Source organism: Candidatus Hydrogenedentota bacterium (assembly GCA_013359265.1).
GTDB lineage: Bacteria > Hydrogenedentota > Hydrogenedentia > Hydrogenedentales > SLHB01 > JABWCD01.
This window is the reverse complement of sequence record JABWCD010000007.1, coordinates 29,495-42,089: the sequence shown is the minus strand read 5'-3', so window position 1 is coordinate 42,089 and position 12,595 is coordinate 29,495. Positions and strand designations below refer to the sequence as shown.

General features: G+C 61.2%; 14 protein-coding genes. 6 read left to right on the top strand and 8 right to left on the bottom strand.

All coding sequences use genetic code 11. The features are described from left to right. Positions 1-3: 3 nt before the first annotated feature. The 8 genes from HUU46_08575 to HUU46_08540 form a co-directional block, all read right to left on the bottom strand. A complete protein-coding gene (locus HUU46_08575) occupies positions 4-360 on the bottom strand; it encodes a F0F1 ATP synthase subunit C (protein NUM53684.1) in 357 nt (118 codons plus the stop codon). Then, entirely contained in the window at positions 354-2,279 is a 1,926-nt protein-coding gene (locus HUU46_08570) for a hypothetical protein (protein NUM53683.1), read from the bottom strand. Before HUU46_08570 ends, HUU46_08575 begins: the two co-directional genes overlap by 7 nt. Further along, positions 2,279-2,635 (bottom strand): hypothetical protein, encoded by a 357-nt coding sequence (locus tag HUU46_08565; GenBank protein NUM53682.1) that lies wholly within the window; start codon positions 2,633-2,635, stop codon positions 2,279-2,281. Before HUU46_08565 ends, HUU46_08570 begins: the two co-directional genes overlap by 1 nt. Before the next feature lie 216 nt (positions 2,636-2,851). Beyond that, positions 2,852-3,184, bottom strand: coding sequence for a DnaJ domain-containing protein (locus HUU46_08560; protein NUM53681.1), 333 nt, complete (start codon positions 3,182-3,184; stop codon positions 2,852-2,854). A gap of 67 nt (positions 3,185-3,251) precedes the next feature. Beyond that, entirely contained in the window at positions 3,252-4,025 is a 774-nt protein-coding gene (locus tag HUU46_08555) for a rhomboid family intramembrane serine protease (GenBank protein NUM53680.1), read from the bottom strand. A gap of 117 nt (positions 4,026-4,142) precedes the next feature. After that, positions 4,143-4,787 (bottom strand): signal peptidase I, encoded by a 645-nt coding sequence (gene lepB, locus HUU46_08550; protein ID NUM53679.1) that lies wholly within the window; start codon positions 4,785-4,787, stop codon positions 4,143-4,145. A 9-nt stretch (positions 4,788-4,796) separates the two neighbouring features. Continuing rightward, entirely contained in the window at positions 4,797-5,750 is a 954-nt protein-coding gene (locus HUU46_08545) for a tetratricopeptide repeat protein (protein NUM53678.1), read from the bottom strand. 40 nt (positions 5,751-5,790) lie between these two features. Next, positions 5,791-6,732: a GNAT family N-acetyltransferase gene (locus HUU46_08540; GenBank protein ID NUM53677.1), complete on the bottom strand. Its 942-nt coding sequence runs from the start codon at positions 6,730-6,732 to the stop codon at positions 5,791-5,793. Between the two features lie 191 nt (positions 6,733-6,923). Here HUU46_08540 and cyoE point away from each other — a divergent pair, with 191 nt between their 5' ends. From cyoE to HUU46_08510, 6 genes are all read left to right on the top strand, one after another. Continuing rightward, positions 6,924-7,823 carry a protoheme IX farnesyltransferase gene (gene cyoE, locus HUU46_08535; GenBank protein NUM53676.1) on the top strand — a complete coding sequence of 300 codons (900 nt, stop codon included), beginning with the start codon at positions 6,924-6,926 and terminating at the stop codon, positions 7,821-7,823. A 36-nt stretch (positions 7,824-7,859) separates the two neighbouring features. Continuing rightward, positions 7,860-8,486 carry an SCO family protein gene (locus HUU46_08530; protein ID NUM53675.1) on the top strand — a complete coding sequence of 209 codons (627 nt, stop codon included), beginning with the start codon at positions 7,860-7,862 and terminating at the stop codon, positions 8,484-8,486. After that, positions 8,486-8,911: a DUF420 domain-containing protein gene (locus HUU46_08525; protein NUM53674.1), complete on the top strand. Its 426-nt coding sequence runs from the start codon at positions 8,486-8,488 to the stop codon at positions 8,909-8,911. Before HUU46_08530 ends, HUU46_08525 begins: the two co-directional genes overlap by 1 nt. An 80-nt stretch (positions 8,912-8,991) precedes the next feature. Further along, positions 8,992-9,624: a cyclase family protein gene (locus HUU46_08520; GenBank protein NUM53673.1), complete on the top strand. Its 633-nt coding sequence runs from the start codon at positions 8,992-8,994 to the stop codon at positions 9,622-9,624. A gap of 10 nt (positions 9,625-9,634) precedes the next feature. Next, positions 9,635-10,885, top strand: a complete 1,251-nt coding sequence (glgC, locus tag HUU46_08515) for a glucose-1-phosphate adenylyltransferase (GenBank protein NUM53672.1) — start codon at positions 9,635-9,637, stop codon at positions 10,883-10,885. 165 nt (positions 10,886-11,050) lie between these two features. After that, positions 11,051-12,583, top strand: a complete 1,533-nt coding sequence (locus HUU46_08510) for a hypothetical protein (GenBank protein NUM53671.1) — start codon at positions 11,051-11,053, stop codon at positions 12,581-12,583. The last annotated feature ends 12 nt before the right edge of the window (positions 12,584-12,595 follow it).

The following is a 12,595-nucleotide window of genomic DNA, read 5'->3' as shown; positions in this document are numbered from 1 at the left end:
CGGCTATATCGCGTTGACCAGCATGATCGCGATAACGAAACCGAACACGACGATCGTTTCCGGAATTGCGAAGAGAATCAGGACGTTACCGAACAACTCCGGCTTTTCGGCCAGTGCGCCCGTTCCGCCCGCGCCGACGCCCGCCTGTGCGCGGCCGGTACCGAGGCCCGCGCCCGCAATCGCGATGCCCGCGCCGATCGCCAGACCCATCGCGCGAAGACCACCGCCCGTGCTCGTCTCAGCTCCGGCGGCCGCTTCCGCGCCCTCGGCAGCAAACGCCAAAGGCGCAACTGCCAGCGCGCACACGAATACCGCGAGCGCCGCGACGATCAATTTACTGTACCTGCGAACGATTACCATGTTGCCTCCTTCTTGAACGGTTTATAGCTTCTGCCCTCGGGATGGTAGAACTTGGGCAGGAATTCCACGTAGTTGAGCCGCAACGAGTGGAGCGTCGGGCTGAATATGGATAGTCCAATGTTGAACGTGTGTACAAGCGCCGCCGCGGGGATTCCGATGTACCACGGCAGGGCCGCGCCAAGCGCGTTGGCAAGGTCGGCGATAATCACGCCGGCGAGACCGAGCGCCATGAGACGGCAGTAGGACAGGACGTTGCCGAACAGCGAGATGACTTCTAGGAACATCACGAGGCCCATCGCGCCGAGCGCGTAGATCAACATCACGAAACAGACGGCCAAGCCGGCGATGCCGAGCATCGAGACTATGGACGCTGCGAAGAAGCCCACCTTGAGGAAGTTGAGGGCGACGAGGCCGATACTCAGCAGCCCGATCAGTAAAGCGAGTTTTTCGATCGCGTGCGCCATGTGGTGGTGCTTGTAGTTGAACCAGAACCCGAGCGCGAGCGAAAGCGGCACGTGCACGCAACCGACGAGAATGGCGTACAGCATCAGCGTCGGTATGTCGTGGCTGCGGTGAATCCAGATCGGATGAATGTCGAACCACCGCTGCAGCAGGTCGCCGCCGAGTTCCATGTACAGGAAGCCGAAGAAGAAGCCGGAGTAGGCCATGTAGGTCCCGACCTTGCTCGCGGAACGCACCGCCTCGATGTGCCCAAACTTCTTCCCAAGCCAGCGCGCGAAGACAAATACCACAACGGCGTAGAGCATGTCGCCGAGAATGAATCCGTAAAAAAGCGTAAACGCCACGGCGACCAGAACGGTCGGATCGAAACTGCCGTATGTAGGCGGCTTGAACAGCGACAGCAGGACTTCGTAGTGCTTGAAGATGCCCTTGTTGCGCAGGAGCGTGGGCACCTGGTGGAGGTCGACATTGGCGACGCCGAGCTTCGTTACCGTAACGTTTCCGGCAAATTCGCGGCCCAGGCGCCCGGAGAGGGCGTCGGCCTGATCCGCGGGAATCCAGCCGTTGACCACGGCGACCATGCCGCTCTGCGCGAACTGGTTTACGATTTGGAACCGTTCGAGTTTGTCTTCGAGCACCAATGCCAGTGCGGTCACTTCCGCGCCGTATTGGCGGGCGAAGTTTGCCAGCCCGTTGTTGACGCTGGCGAGATGGCCCCGGTTGGATTCGATAGTCTCGCGAATCTTGTTGAGCACGTCGCTCGCGCCGGAGCCGACGATGCGGCTGTCGGGTGGATCGACCGCGGAAATGTGTTCTTCGAGCAGGATGCGGCCGGCATGGTCATTCAGCGCCGCCGGATAGGTCAGCACGGCGACGGCCTGATTGCGCGCAACTTTCTGGTGGACCAAGCGGCTTTCGGCGCCAAGTTCCGACTTGCGCCGCTCGTCGAGCCTGGCAAGCGCGGCCTCGATGTCTCCCTTGAGTACAATGGCGCGGGCCTCTTTGCCGAACGCGACATTGCGGCCCCCGAGCATCGGTACAACGTTCTCGATGACTTTGCGGAACTGCTCGAGAAGTTCGATGTTGTCCTGCGCGTTGAGCTTGCGCCGCGTCAGCGAACGCAACTCCCGCGCGCGCAGCGCCACGAGCCGTTCGAGTTCGTAGTCGGACTTCTTGCCCAACTCGGCGGCGGCGGCGTTGACCGCCGTCCAGTCCGGCTTCACGGTAAGCAGCGGGACAACCTCCGCCGCCATCCGGTGAAGGTCTTCCATGGCCTCCGCCTCGTCTCGCTGATCGCCATCGAGCGCAACACGCGCGAGATAGTCCGGCGCGTCCTCGACGGCGAGCGGGACTTCCTCGAGGTGGACGACGCCTTGCTCCTGCAGGTAGGCGGTCACCGTGGGAAGCAATTCCCGCAGGCAGACGATTTCCAGGCGCTCCATTGTGGCAATTGCCATTAGCGGACCCCCTTTGGAAGGACCAACGCGACGACCGCGTCTATGGCTGCGCCCGCACGGGTCTTCGCGTCGTCACGCATGGCGTTCAATTTGCGGTCGAATTCCATCCGGTACTTTTCTCGGTCGCGCTCGCGGGCCTCATCCCCTTCACGCCGGATCGCGGCCACTTCCGCAGCCGTAGCCCGGGCCGCTTCCTCGACCGTGGTGAATGCTTCGACGCGCGCGCGGTCGACAATGAGTTTGGCTTCGTGGCGGGCGGCTTGCTCCTGCTCGATCAGCGCCTTTTCGTGGCGCGCGATGGCCGGCAATGCCGACGCGGCCGACGCGGAAACGGCTTTTTTCGCAGTATTATCCACGGCTCTCCATCACGAGTTTTTAGAGGATCCGAGGCGACGCCCGGACAGTTCGCGCAGCACAGCCACCCCTACCATGATCGCCCGATTTCACCGGCCTAATGCGTGAATCTGCACGCGAGACGAAATCGTGACAAATCTCACGGGTGAAAGTCAAGCCGGTCAAGGCTACCAAACGGTAGGTACTGCATGGGAACCGGGTCAGAGGGAAGTCAACCGTCAGGCACGCGGGTTCTTTCGGGCGCGGCGGATTAATGCGTACGCGTCGTTTAGCGCCCGCATCACGTCGTCGTCGCCACCGTGATCGGGATGATGCAGCTTCGCCTTCGCGCGAAACGCCTTTTCGACATCCGGCCACGGCGCGGACGGGGACACGCCGAGCATCTTATACGCGAGATCGAGATCGCGCGCCGACACCGGCGCTTCGTCGTCCACACGTTCACCGCGCAACTGACGGATGCCGCGAATGATTTGCGGCCATATCCCGGCGTAACTCAGCACGCCGATGATGATCGCGATGATGATGAACTCTTTGATGCTTGGCAATATCACGGCCCAATTTCCAGGTACCTGCGAGGATACGCCGCCTGCCGCGGCGTCACATCCCAACTTCCTCGCTCTACTTTCGTTTCTTCTTCTCTTCGTCAAACTTAAAGATGTTGTCCACCGCTTCGCCGACCGCGTCCAGCGGTTCCTTCGATGCATCGACCTTTCTCGCCCGGCTTGCGAAACGTTCGAACCACTCGCGAAGTACCGGCACGAGTTTCATGTACGCAAACCCAAACGCCATTCCACCGGCGTGCGCGGCCCACGCGGTGCCGCCGGCCGACCGGTCGGACGTTAGACTCAAGACGAAAAACAGGACGGCGAGCGCCCACATGTAGAGCGGAAACGGAAGCGGAAACAGATACACCTCGCGCTTCGGGTACGCGACAGCACACGCGGCCAATACGCCCAGCGTCGCGCCGCTCGCGCCGATCGTCGGTGCATTACTTCCCTGCGCGATCGACAGTCCAAACTGACAGATCCCACCGACGATTCCGCATAGAAAATAGAACCGGAAGAATTGGCGCGTGCTGAGAATGCGCTCGACGTCCGGTCCGAAAAAGTACAAAGTGAGCATGTTGAAAAACAGATGCATCAAGCTGCCGTGCAGGAATATGTACGTTGCCAACTGCCACACGGCGCCGAACCGCAAGAGAGCTGGATTCAACCCCAGCCAATATTCGACCGTCAGCGGCAGAGCGCCAAACGCGGCCGCGGGGATGAAGACAATGAGTTGAATCGCGAATGCGATTGTAGTCGCGACGATTAACCGCTGCACGGCGAACGTAATCGGCCGCCCGCCCGCGGCGGAATACGAATACCGCCGCTCGTAGTACACGTTGCTCATCGGGGCGCCGTGTGCGCGCGGGCGCGGCGCGCGGCTTTCGCGATCGAATCCATTCGCATGGCAAATAGCGTGTCAGATTCGCCGCGCGAGGGCAACCTGGCGGCGTTGGCGTGGGCTTTACTCGCCATCGGAGTTGGTGAGCGGAAACGATGGAACCGGCCCGGTGCGTCCGAACGGCAGATACCGATACACAACCTTGCCGACAATCGAATCCACGGGCACCGTGCGCTTCCACCGTTTGCCTTCCACCATGTCGGTGTCCGCGTTGCTCGCGTCGATGGCTTCGCCCGTGTCGGGATCGATGAGCCAGCGGCTGGCATCATCGCTTTGGTTTCGGTTGTCGCCCAACACAAGGACCTCGCCGTCCGGCACCACGATGGGCTCGACGATGTACTCCATCGGTTCCACGATGTACGGCTCGGACGCATACTTTTCGTTCAGGCTCAGGTAACCCAGATTGATGTCCGCGTGGTCGCCCGCCACCGCCACGATGCGCTTCACGAGGAACCCGCCTTTCAAGAGTGGGTCCGCAAGCACGACGATGTCGCCGCGGCGATAGGCCGATTGCGGGAGCGCGACGAGGAAATCCCCGGGTTTGAGAATCGGTTCCATCGATTCGCTCGGCACGCGGAAAAAGCGCATGCCGAGCGCGACGTATCCGAAAAGGAATAACGCCGCGAACGCGAGGAACGCGACGTAAAACGCCGTGCGCACGCGCGACAGTCTGTGCTTTGGAGGGGCCGGGACCGCGGGACGTAGCATGCTTGCGCGTTATTCCGCGCTCGCTTCGCCGACGTTGCCGGAGCGCACCTTTTCGAGCAGGCGCGGCACCACTTCGCTGGACGGGTTCAGTCGTTGCGCTTCGAGCAGGCACGCTTCGGCTTTTTTAAGGTCCGGTTTATTGATCCATGCGCGTGCTTCGTTGAGCCACGTGAAAAAGAGCTGCGTATTCGAACGCGCCGATCCGCGCGCGCGCCGCCATGCCGCCGCGGCGTCCGCCCAGTCCGGCTGGATGTCAAATCGCTGCGCCGCGTAGAAATTCGTCGCGTAGTCTTCCTGTAACTTGTAATCGCTTGGCTTGAGTTCCGCCGCGGCCTTGCTCAACTCCATGCCCTTCCGGTAAACCTTCTTCTCATCCCATTTGAGTTCCTCGGCGACGGACGGCGAGTACGCGAGGTACGTTTGCGCGAGATTAAATTTGAAGTCCGGATTGTCCGGCTCGAGTTCAATCGCCTTGTTGTAGTTTTCCAAACCAAAAGCCAACTGGCCGACGTGCGAATAGTGAATACCCAGGTTGTTGTACGCCAGCGCCAACCGGGGATCGGCCGCGATCGCCTCCTTCCAATATCGCACCGCGTTCATCTGTTCGCCGCGATAGTCGTAAAGAAATTCGCCGTAGTAATTGAGCGATCGTGCGTTCTTGGGATAACGCGCGAGCAATACCTTGTATGCCTGCTCAACGCGATCCAATCGGTCTGCGGACGACTTCAGCCGCGCCTGTACTTCGTCGGCGCTCGCGGGGTCTTCGGAAAACTGCACCGCGATGTCGCGGTCCCATTCCGCGAGCGCGAATTGCAGCAGCGCATATTGCCGCACCGCGTCGACCACCTTCTCGGAATCGTCCGCGGGGACCTGGTTCAGAAAATCGGTTTCCGCCGGAAACGAAGGCAGCGTTGCCGCCAGGCACGGCGCGATCGTCACCATCAGGGCCAGCGCAGTTCTCATCGCTCACCTCGCTTCATCGAGTTGTTACGGCGTCACACCGCTATCGCCACCAGACATATGCGTTCACCGGCATTATCTTCCTGAATCCAAGCCGCTCATACAAGCGCCGCGCCGGATTGTCGTTCGTAACACCGAGAGCAACGCGGGAGAGTCCCGCGTCGCGGAAGCACTGCGCAATCTCCCGCATGAGTTGCGTTCCAATTCCTTGCCCTTGTGCCTCTGGCCGGACCACGACCTGAAGTACGAAACCGATCCCGGGCGCCGCCTCGCACCCGACAACTGCCGCCACCGGCGTACCCGATCGGCGCAGCAGCCGGATAAATCCGGGCCGCGTCATACCGTACGCCCCCTCGGCGGCCGTCCGCACGAAACTCTCCGCGCCCGCGGGTGTGCGCACTTCGGCATGCAGGTCGCGCCCGGGATGATCGCTATAGGCGTCGACAATGATATCGGCAACGCGCACGTAGTCACCGGAGTCCGCCGGCACACTCTGCGACAATAGCGGCCCCGACAGCGGCTTGGCGTTCAGCGGCGCGTCCATAAGCTGCCGCTCGATTCGCTGGAAACCGAGCGGTCCAAAAGCGCCGTCCAACTCCAAGGGACATAACGCGACGGGCTCGGCGGATATGCCCAGCACCCCGCAGGCGCGCAGTTCCGCCACGGCGGCGCGCGCCAACTCGCCTTCGATTCCCCGGCCAACGTACGGCTTGAGCACGTGCACGAAGGTAATATGGCCCACGCCATCCCGTTGCGCGGAAACGACCAGCGCGCGCGCCGACAACTCGTCGCCCGGCGCGTCGTCAAAGGCCGCCCAGGCCCGAACCGCAGGATGTGCCAACGACGTGGAAATCGCCGAGGGGGCCTTCTTTCGATAGTCCTCCGCCGCGGCAGGCCCGTACAGCGTGACCAGCCCCGCCGACACCTCGTCGACAAACGCGTCGAAATTCACCGGCGGCCGGCGAATGGCCTCAATACGCGGCATGGCCCAGGGAAACACCGTGTCGCGGGTTCAATAGTGGGAACAGCTTCATATGGCGTTCACGATTGTATAAAGAAGGCAGGCGCCATTTCGATACCGGCAACTCGCTCTGGAAATCGAGAAAACTTTCACGGTATACTTTCGTCGTGTGCCTCTAGCAAGGCTACCCTTGTTTTTCGGTATTGGTGACTTCCATGCGTCTGGATCAGTCTGCCCGCAAGCGTTCCACCTTCTCCGCCTATGTGGAGTTGACGAAGCCCCGCATCCTCACGATGGTGCTGGTGACGGCGGCCTTGGGCTTTTTCATGGGCGGCGCCGGGTTCCATGGGTTCGCGGCGTGGGACGGACTGCTCACCTTGCTCATCGGCGTCGCGATGACTTCCGCGGGGTCCGGCGCGCTGAACCACTACCTTGAACGCGAATCGGACGCGCGCATGGAGCGCACGCGCAATCGGCCATTGCCCGCGGGACAGGTGCACCCGATGCACGCACTGCTCCTGGGTGAGTACCTAATCCTCGGTGGAGTCATGTTATTGCTGTGGCGCGTGAATCTACTCACGGCTTTTCTCGCCCTCTTGACCGCGTTTCTGTACGTACTCGTGTACACACCCATGAAGAAGTGGACGTGGCTCAACACACTGATAGGCGCCGTCCCCGGCGCGCTGCCGCCGATGGGCGGCTGGACAGCGGCCACCGGCGAACTGGAAGCAGGCGCATGGGTGTTATTTGCAATCTTGTTTTTCTGGCAGCAACCGCACTTCTACTCGATTGCCTGGATTTTCCGCGATGACTACGCGCGCGGCGGGTTCAAGATGTTGCCGACGGAGGACCCGGATGGCCGCCGCACGTTCCGCCAGATGCTCGGGTTTTCGGCGCTGTTGATCCCGGTGTCACTGCTGCCCGCATGGTCGGGTCCCCATGAACTCGGCGTGGTATATTTTGTTGGTGCAAGTATTTTGGGCGCGCTGATGTTTGCGTCGTGTATACCCCTGGTGCGAACGGGATCAACGACCGACGCGCGGCGCGTGTTGCGCATGTCGATTCTGTACCTGCCGCTGCTGCTGGCGCTCATCGCGTTCGACATCAGCCTGTAACTGAGCGGTGAGGTCTGAGTACATAGGAGCAGTTCCGTGAAGTCCCGTCGTATTGGGCTTGTCGTCGTTCTCAGTGCAATCCTGATCGCGTTGAGCGTTGCGCCGTGGGTGTTCCGCTTCCCAGCGCCACAGCCTGTAATTCCCGTCGCCGCAGCGGCGTTGGAACCGCTCCCCGACCTGGGCCCCGTGCCGAACTTCGAACTCGTCGCCGAGAACGGCGAAAAGTGGTCGAGCACGTCGCTTGAAGGGAAAGTCTGGGTCGCGGACTTTTTCCTTACGTCATGTCAGGGCGCCTGCCCGGTGATGATGCGGCACATGTGGGGTGTCCACGAATACTTCAAGACGAACGACTGCGTGCAATTCGTGTCAATTTCGGTCGACCCCGACACGGACAAACCGGAGGTCATCGCGAATTACGCGAAGGAGTACAAGGCCGACACCGCGCGCTGGAAATTCCTGACCGGGCCCATCGAGGAAGTGCATCGCATGGCGAGCGAAGAAGGCTTCAAGGTCGGCGTCCCCGAAACCCCGATGCAGCACAGCCGCCGCTTTATCCTCGTCGATGCGCGCGGGCGTATCCGCGGGTACTACGAAGGGATGGACGAGATGTCCGTGCGGGAGTGCATCGCGGACATCGAGCGCTTGTTGGAAGAACAGGCGTAGTGGACCTGCCGCTCCTTCCGACCGTCAATGCCACGCTGAACGGTTGCGCCGCCGTGCTGCTGTTCCTCGGTTGGCGCGCCATCAAATCGGGCAAACGCGACACGCACCGCAACTTTATGATCGCCGCGCTCGCCGCGTCCGCGCTCTTCCTCGCGTGCTATCTCTACTACCACTACCAGGTCGGCTCGGTGCGGTATCAGGGACAGGGCGTTATGCGTTACCTGTATTTCGCCATCCTTATCACCCACACGCCGCTTGCCGGGATCATGACGCCGTTCATTCTCGCGGCGGTCTGGTTCGCATTCAAACGGCGCTTCGACGTCCACACGAAGATAACCCGCTGGCTTTGGCCCGTATGGATGTACGTTTCCGTCACCGGCGTCATTATCTATCTCATGCTGTATATCTTGCCGCAGCCCGCGTAGGTCAATCTCGCTATTGACCGGCACTCTTTCTTTTCACATACTGTTTGAGTAACGCAGCTTTCGGGGGAGTTTGCGGACCCATGCGGTGGATTGACGTAACGATTCCAATGATGCCGGGCATGACCGTGTGGCCCGGGGACCCTGCGTTCACGCTTGCGCCCGCCGCCCGAATCGCCGATGGCGCCAACTGCAACGTTTCCACGCTTACTCTCAGCACCCACACCGGCACGCATTGCGACGCGCCGTGGCATTTCGAGGACAGCGGCAAGAAACTCGACGAAATCGACACGAGCGTTTTCTTTGGCGACGCGCTCGTGATCGATCTCCCGAACGTGGACATGATTCGCGCGGACGACCTTCGTCCGGAAACGCTGCCGCCGCGCGTGCTGTTCAAAACGCGCAACTCCGGGTATCCCATCAACGCACCATTCAATAAGGATTACGTTGCGCTGGACCGATGCGCGGCGCAACGGTGCGTGGACGACGGTGTCCGGTTGGTCGGCGTGGACTATCTGTCCGTCGCGCCGTACAAGCAGCCCCAGCAGCCTACGCACCATATTCTCCTGCAAGCGAACGTATTCGTTGTCGAGGGACTCTCGCTGAACCAAATCGCGGCGGGCACGTACCCGTTCGTTGTGTTGCCGATGCACGTCGCCGGCGCGGACGGCGCGCCCTGCCGCGCATTTATTGGAATCGAGGAACACCGTGCCTGATTTTCACGACATGCGCGATGTGCTCGCCATTGTCCTCGCGGGAGGGCAGGGCGAGCGGCTGCACCCGCTCACAAAAGACCGCGCGAAACCCGCGGTGCAATTCGGCGGCCAATACCGCCTCGTCGATTTTACCCTGTCGAACTGCCTCAACTCGCAGTGCCGCCGCGTGCTCGTGCTGGTGCAGTACAAGTCATTGTCGCTGGTGCGCCACATCCGCGAAGGTTGGGGTATGTTGAGCCGCGATCTTGACGAATACGTCGAACCGCTCCCAGCGCAAAAGCGCGTCGGCGAAGATTGGTACCTTGGCACCGCCGACGCCATCTATCAGAACATGTACTCGATCGAACCGGCGGAGCCGTCCGAAGTGCTGATTCTGTCGGGCGATCACATTTACAAGATGAATTACGGCGAGATGGTCGCGTTTCACCGGCGCAACAAGGCGGACATGACTATTGCGACGCTGGAGATGCCGCTGGCGCAGGCAAATCGTTTCGGGGTGCTCGAGGTCGATTACACCGCGCAGGTCGTTGGGTTCCAGGAGAAGCCGGCCAACCCGACTCCGTTTCCGGACCGTCCGGATACCGCGCTGGCTTCGATGGGCGTATACGTGTTCAACCTCGACGTCTTGCGCGACGCCGTTTACGCGGACGCGAAGAAACAAACGTCGCACGATTTCGGCAAGGACATCATCCCGGAGTTGATCAAGTCGCACAAGGTCTTCGCATACATGTTTCGCGACGAGAACAAAAAGGACACTCCGTACTGGCGCGACGTCGGAACGATCGATTCGTACTGGGAAGCGAACATGGACCTGGTCAGTATCGATCCGATTTTCAATCTATACGACCAAGAATGGCCCATCCGCACGCACCTGCCCAACCTGCCGCCCGCGAAGTTCGTGTTCGGCGCGGAAGGCGTGCGCTTCGGCGCCGCGGTGGACTCGATCGTCAGCGCGGGGTGCATCGTCAGCGGCGGCTTGGTGAAGCGCAGCGTGTTGTCGCCCAATGTCCGCGTGAACAGCTACAGCCACGTCGAGGAAAGCATCCTGCTGCCCGGGTGCAACGTTGGGCGCAACTGCCGCATCCGCCGCGCAATCGTCGAGCGCAACGTGCAAATCCCGGAGAACACGGTCATCGGGTACGACGCGCACGAGGACGCGAAGCGCTATGTTATCTCTCCCGGAGGGATCGTCGTTGTGCCGCCGACCGAGTGGACACCCCTTGTGCCGAACGCCGAGCGCATGCCGTACCATGCAGGCTAGGGCGTTGCCTTCGTTCCCCCTTTCGTCCGAAACGACGCCCTGATCTGCGTGGTCATATTCGCATGGCCGTGAAGGCGGCCACCGGCAAGTTGAGCCGTCCCCGGTTCGATTGCTACGCTCTCGCGGGCCTGTTTGGTGCGACCCCTACATATCAAAGGTAGTTTTATGCGTCTTCAATTCGCGTCCGCGACGACCGGGCCCAATATCCGTTTTCGTGCGATCCTGTATTTCACGGTCCCGCTCATGCTATCCGTGAATGGATTCCAATGCCCTTTTAACGAACCGAAGCAGGCGCACGGCTATACGCAGATCAACCGCAACGGCTTTGGGTATATCGAGAACCTCGTGGATATGAACGACTACCCGTGGGGGCTTCAATACTTCCAGCCCGACGGTAGCGATACGGGACACATCTACTGCTCGACCGGCAACGGCATCGACGATCAGGTGCTGTATCAAATCGGCCAACTCCGGCTGCCGATACCGCCGCTGCGGCCCGGCGAGGTACGGCGATACCGGCCGGACATCGGGGACCGGGCATGGGAGAGTTCGCTCGATATCCGCGACTTCGAGAAGGGCCCGGCGTTCGAGACAACGGGCTTTCGCTCGCTGAAAGTGTACAAACCGGACGGCATGCCGACCTATTTGTACGCCGGTAGCCTGTCCGCCGACACGGCGTTGTGGCGCAGCGCAACGGGCGAACCGGGCGATTGGGAGAAGGTCTGGTCCTATGGCGATCGCGGATCGATTCGCGCCGTCGCGGTCCACAACGGTCTCCTCTACTTCGCCGTGCTGCCGGGCGGCGAGATCGGCAACGGGGCGCCGGGACAGGTCTGGGCACACGACGGCGTGGACACATGGCCGATTGTCGAGGACGGGTTTGGCGATCCAACGAATGGCGGCGTGTGGACCATGGCCCCTTTCAACGGCTACCTCTACGTTTCCCTGGCGAACATCGTGAAGGGATTCGAGGTCTGGAAAATGGAGGGCAAGGGCGACAAGGCCGGGCCGCCGGTGCGCGTACTCAACCACGGCGGTTCGTGGCGCGGCAATTACGCCGCTGCGACAACGTGCGTGTTCCAGGATCACATCTATTTCGGCACACAAATCCTCGGAGGGGTCAACACGTCGGGTGAGGGGCCGGTGCTGCGCGGCTGCGATCTCGTGCGGCTGGACAAGGACGACAACATGGAGATTGTGATTGGCCCCGATTCGATCTCTGGCATTCCCTCGGGCTTCGGTAAACCACAAAACGCGTACGTGTGGTCAATGGGGGTGTACAAGAACCAGTTGTACGTCGGGACATGGGACCAGACGTCGATTATCCAATACGCCGTTGACGAGTTCCCGCAATCGATTGAACAACTGCTCGCGTTTCTTTCGACCGACTTCGGAATTCCGGGCTTCGATGGGCAGAAGCGCGCGATCGGGAACTTCGCGGCGGGCGTGACCGGACCCAAGCGCGAACCGACCTATCTGAGCGAACAACTCGATATGGGCGGCGACGTGTATCGGACGCGCGACGGCGTCGCGTGGGACGCCGTGTTTACCGACGGACTCGGCAATCCGTACAATTACGGCGCCCGCATCATGCTCGCGCACGATGGCAATTTCTACATTGGCATGGCCAATTTGTACGAGGGCCTCGAAATCTGGAAGAAAGACGCCGCCACCGCGGACGACGCGATCGGCGAATGAAGGAGAACTGAC

What these genes read in the sequence shown, in the direction of transcription:
- HUU46_08575 (NUM53684.1), bottom strand. Translation starts at nt 360, where the DNA reads ATGGTAATCGTTCGCAGGTACAGTAAATTGATCGTCGCGGCGCTCGCG.
- HUU46_08570 (NUM53683.1), bottom strand. Translation starts at nt 2,279, where the DNA reads ATGGCAATTGCCACAATGGAGCGCCTGGAAATCGTCTGCCTGCGGGAA.
- HUU46_08555 (NUM53680.1), bottom strand. Translation starts at nt 4,025, where the DNA reads ATGAGCAACGTGTACTACGAGCGGCGGTATTCGTATTCCGCCGCGGGC.
- lepB (NUM53679.1), bottom strand. Translation starts at nt 4,787, where the DNA reads ATGCTACGTCCCGCGGTCCCGGCCCCTCCAAAGCACAGACTGTCGCGC.
- HUU46_08545 (NUM53678.1), bottom strand. Translation starts at nt 5,750, where the DNA reads ATGAGAACTGCGCTGGCCCTGATGGTGACGATCGCGCCGTGCCTGGCG.
- HUU46_08540 (NUM53677.1), bottom strand. Translation starts at nt 6,732, where the DNA reads ATGCCGCGTATTGAGGCCATTCGCCGGCCGCCGGTGAATTTCGACGCG.
- cyoE (NUM53676.1), top strand. Translation starts at nt 6,924, where the DNA reads ATGCGTCTGGATCAGTCTGCCCGCAAGCGTTCCACCTTCTCCGCCTAT.
- HUU46_08520 (NUM53673.1), top strand. Translation starts at nt 8,992, where the DNA reads ATGCGGTGGATTGACGTAACGATTCCAATGATGCCGGGCATGACCGTG.
- glgC (NUM53672.1), top strand. Translation starts at nt 9,635, where the DNA reads ATGCGCGATGTGCTCGCCATTGTCCTCGCGGGAGGGCAGGGCGAGCGG.
- HUU46_08510 (NUM53671.1), top strand. Translation starts at nt 11,051, where the DNA reads ATGCGTCTTCAATTCGCGTCCGCGACGACCGGGCCCAATATCCGTTTT.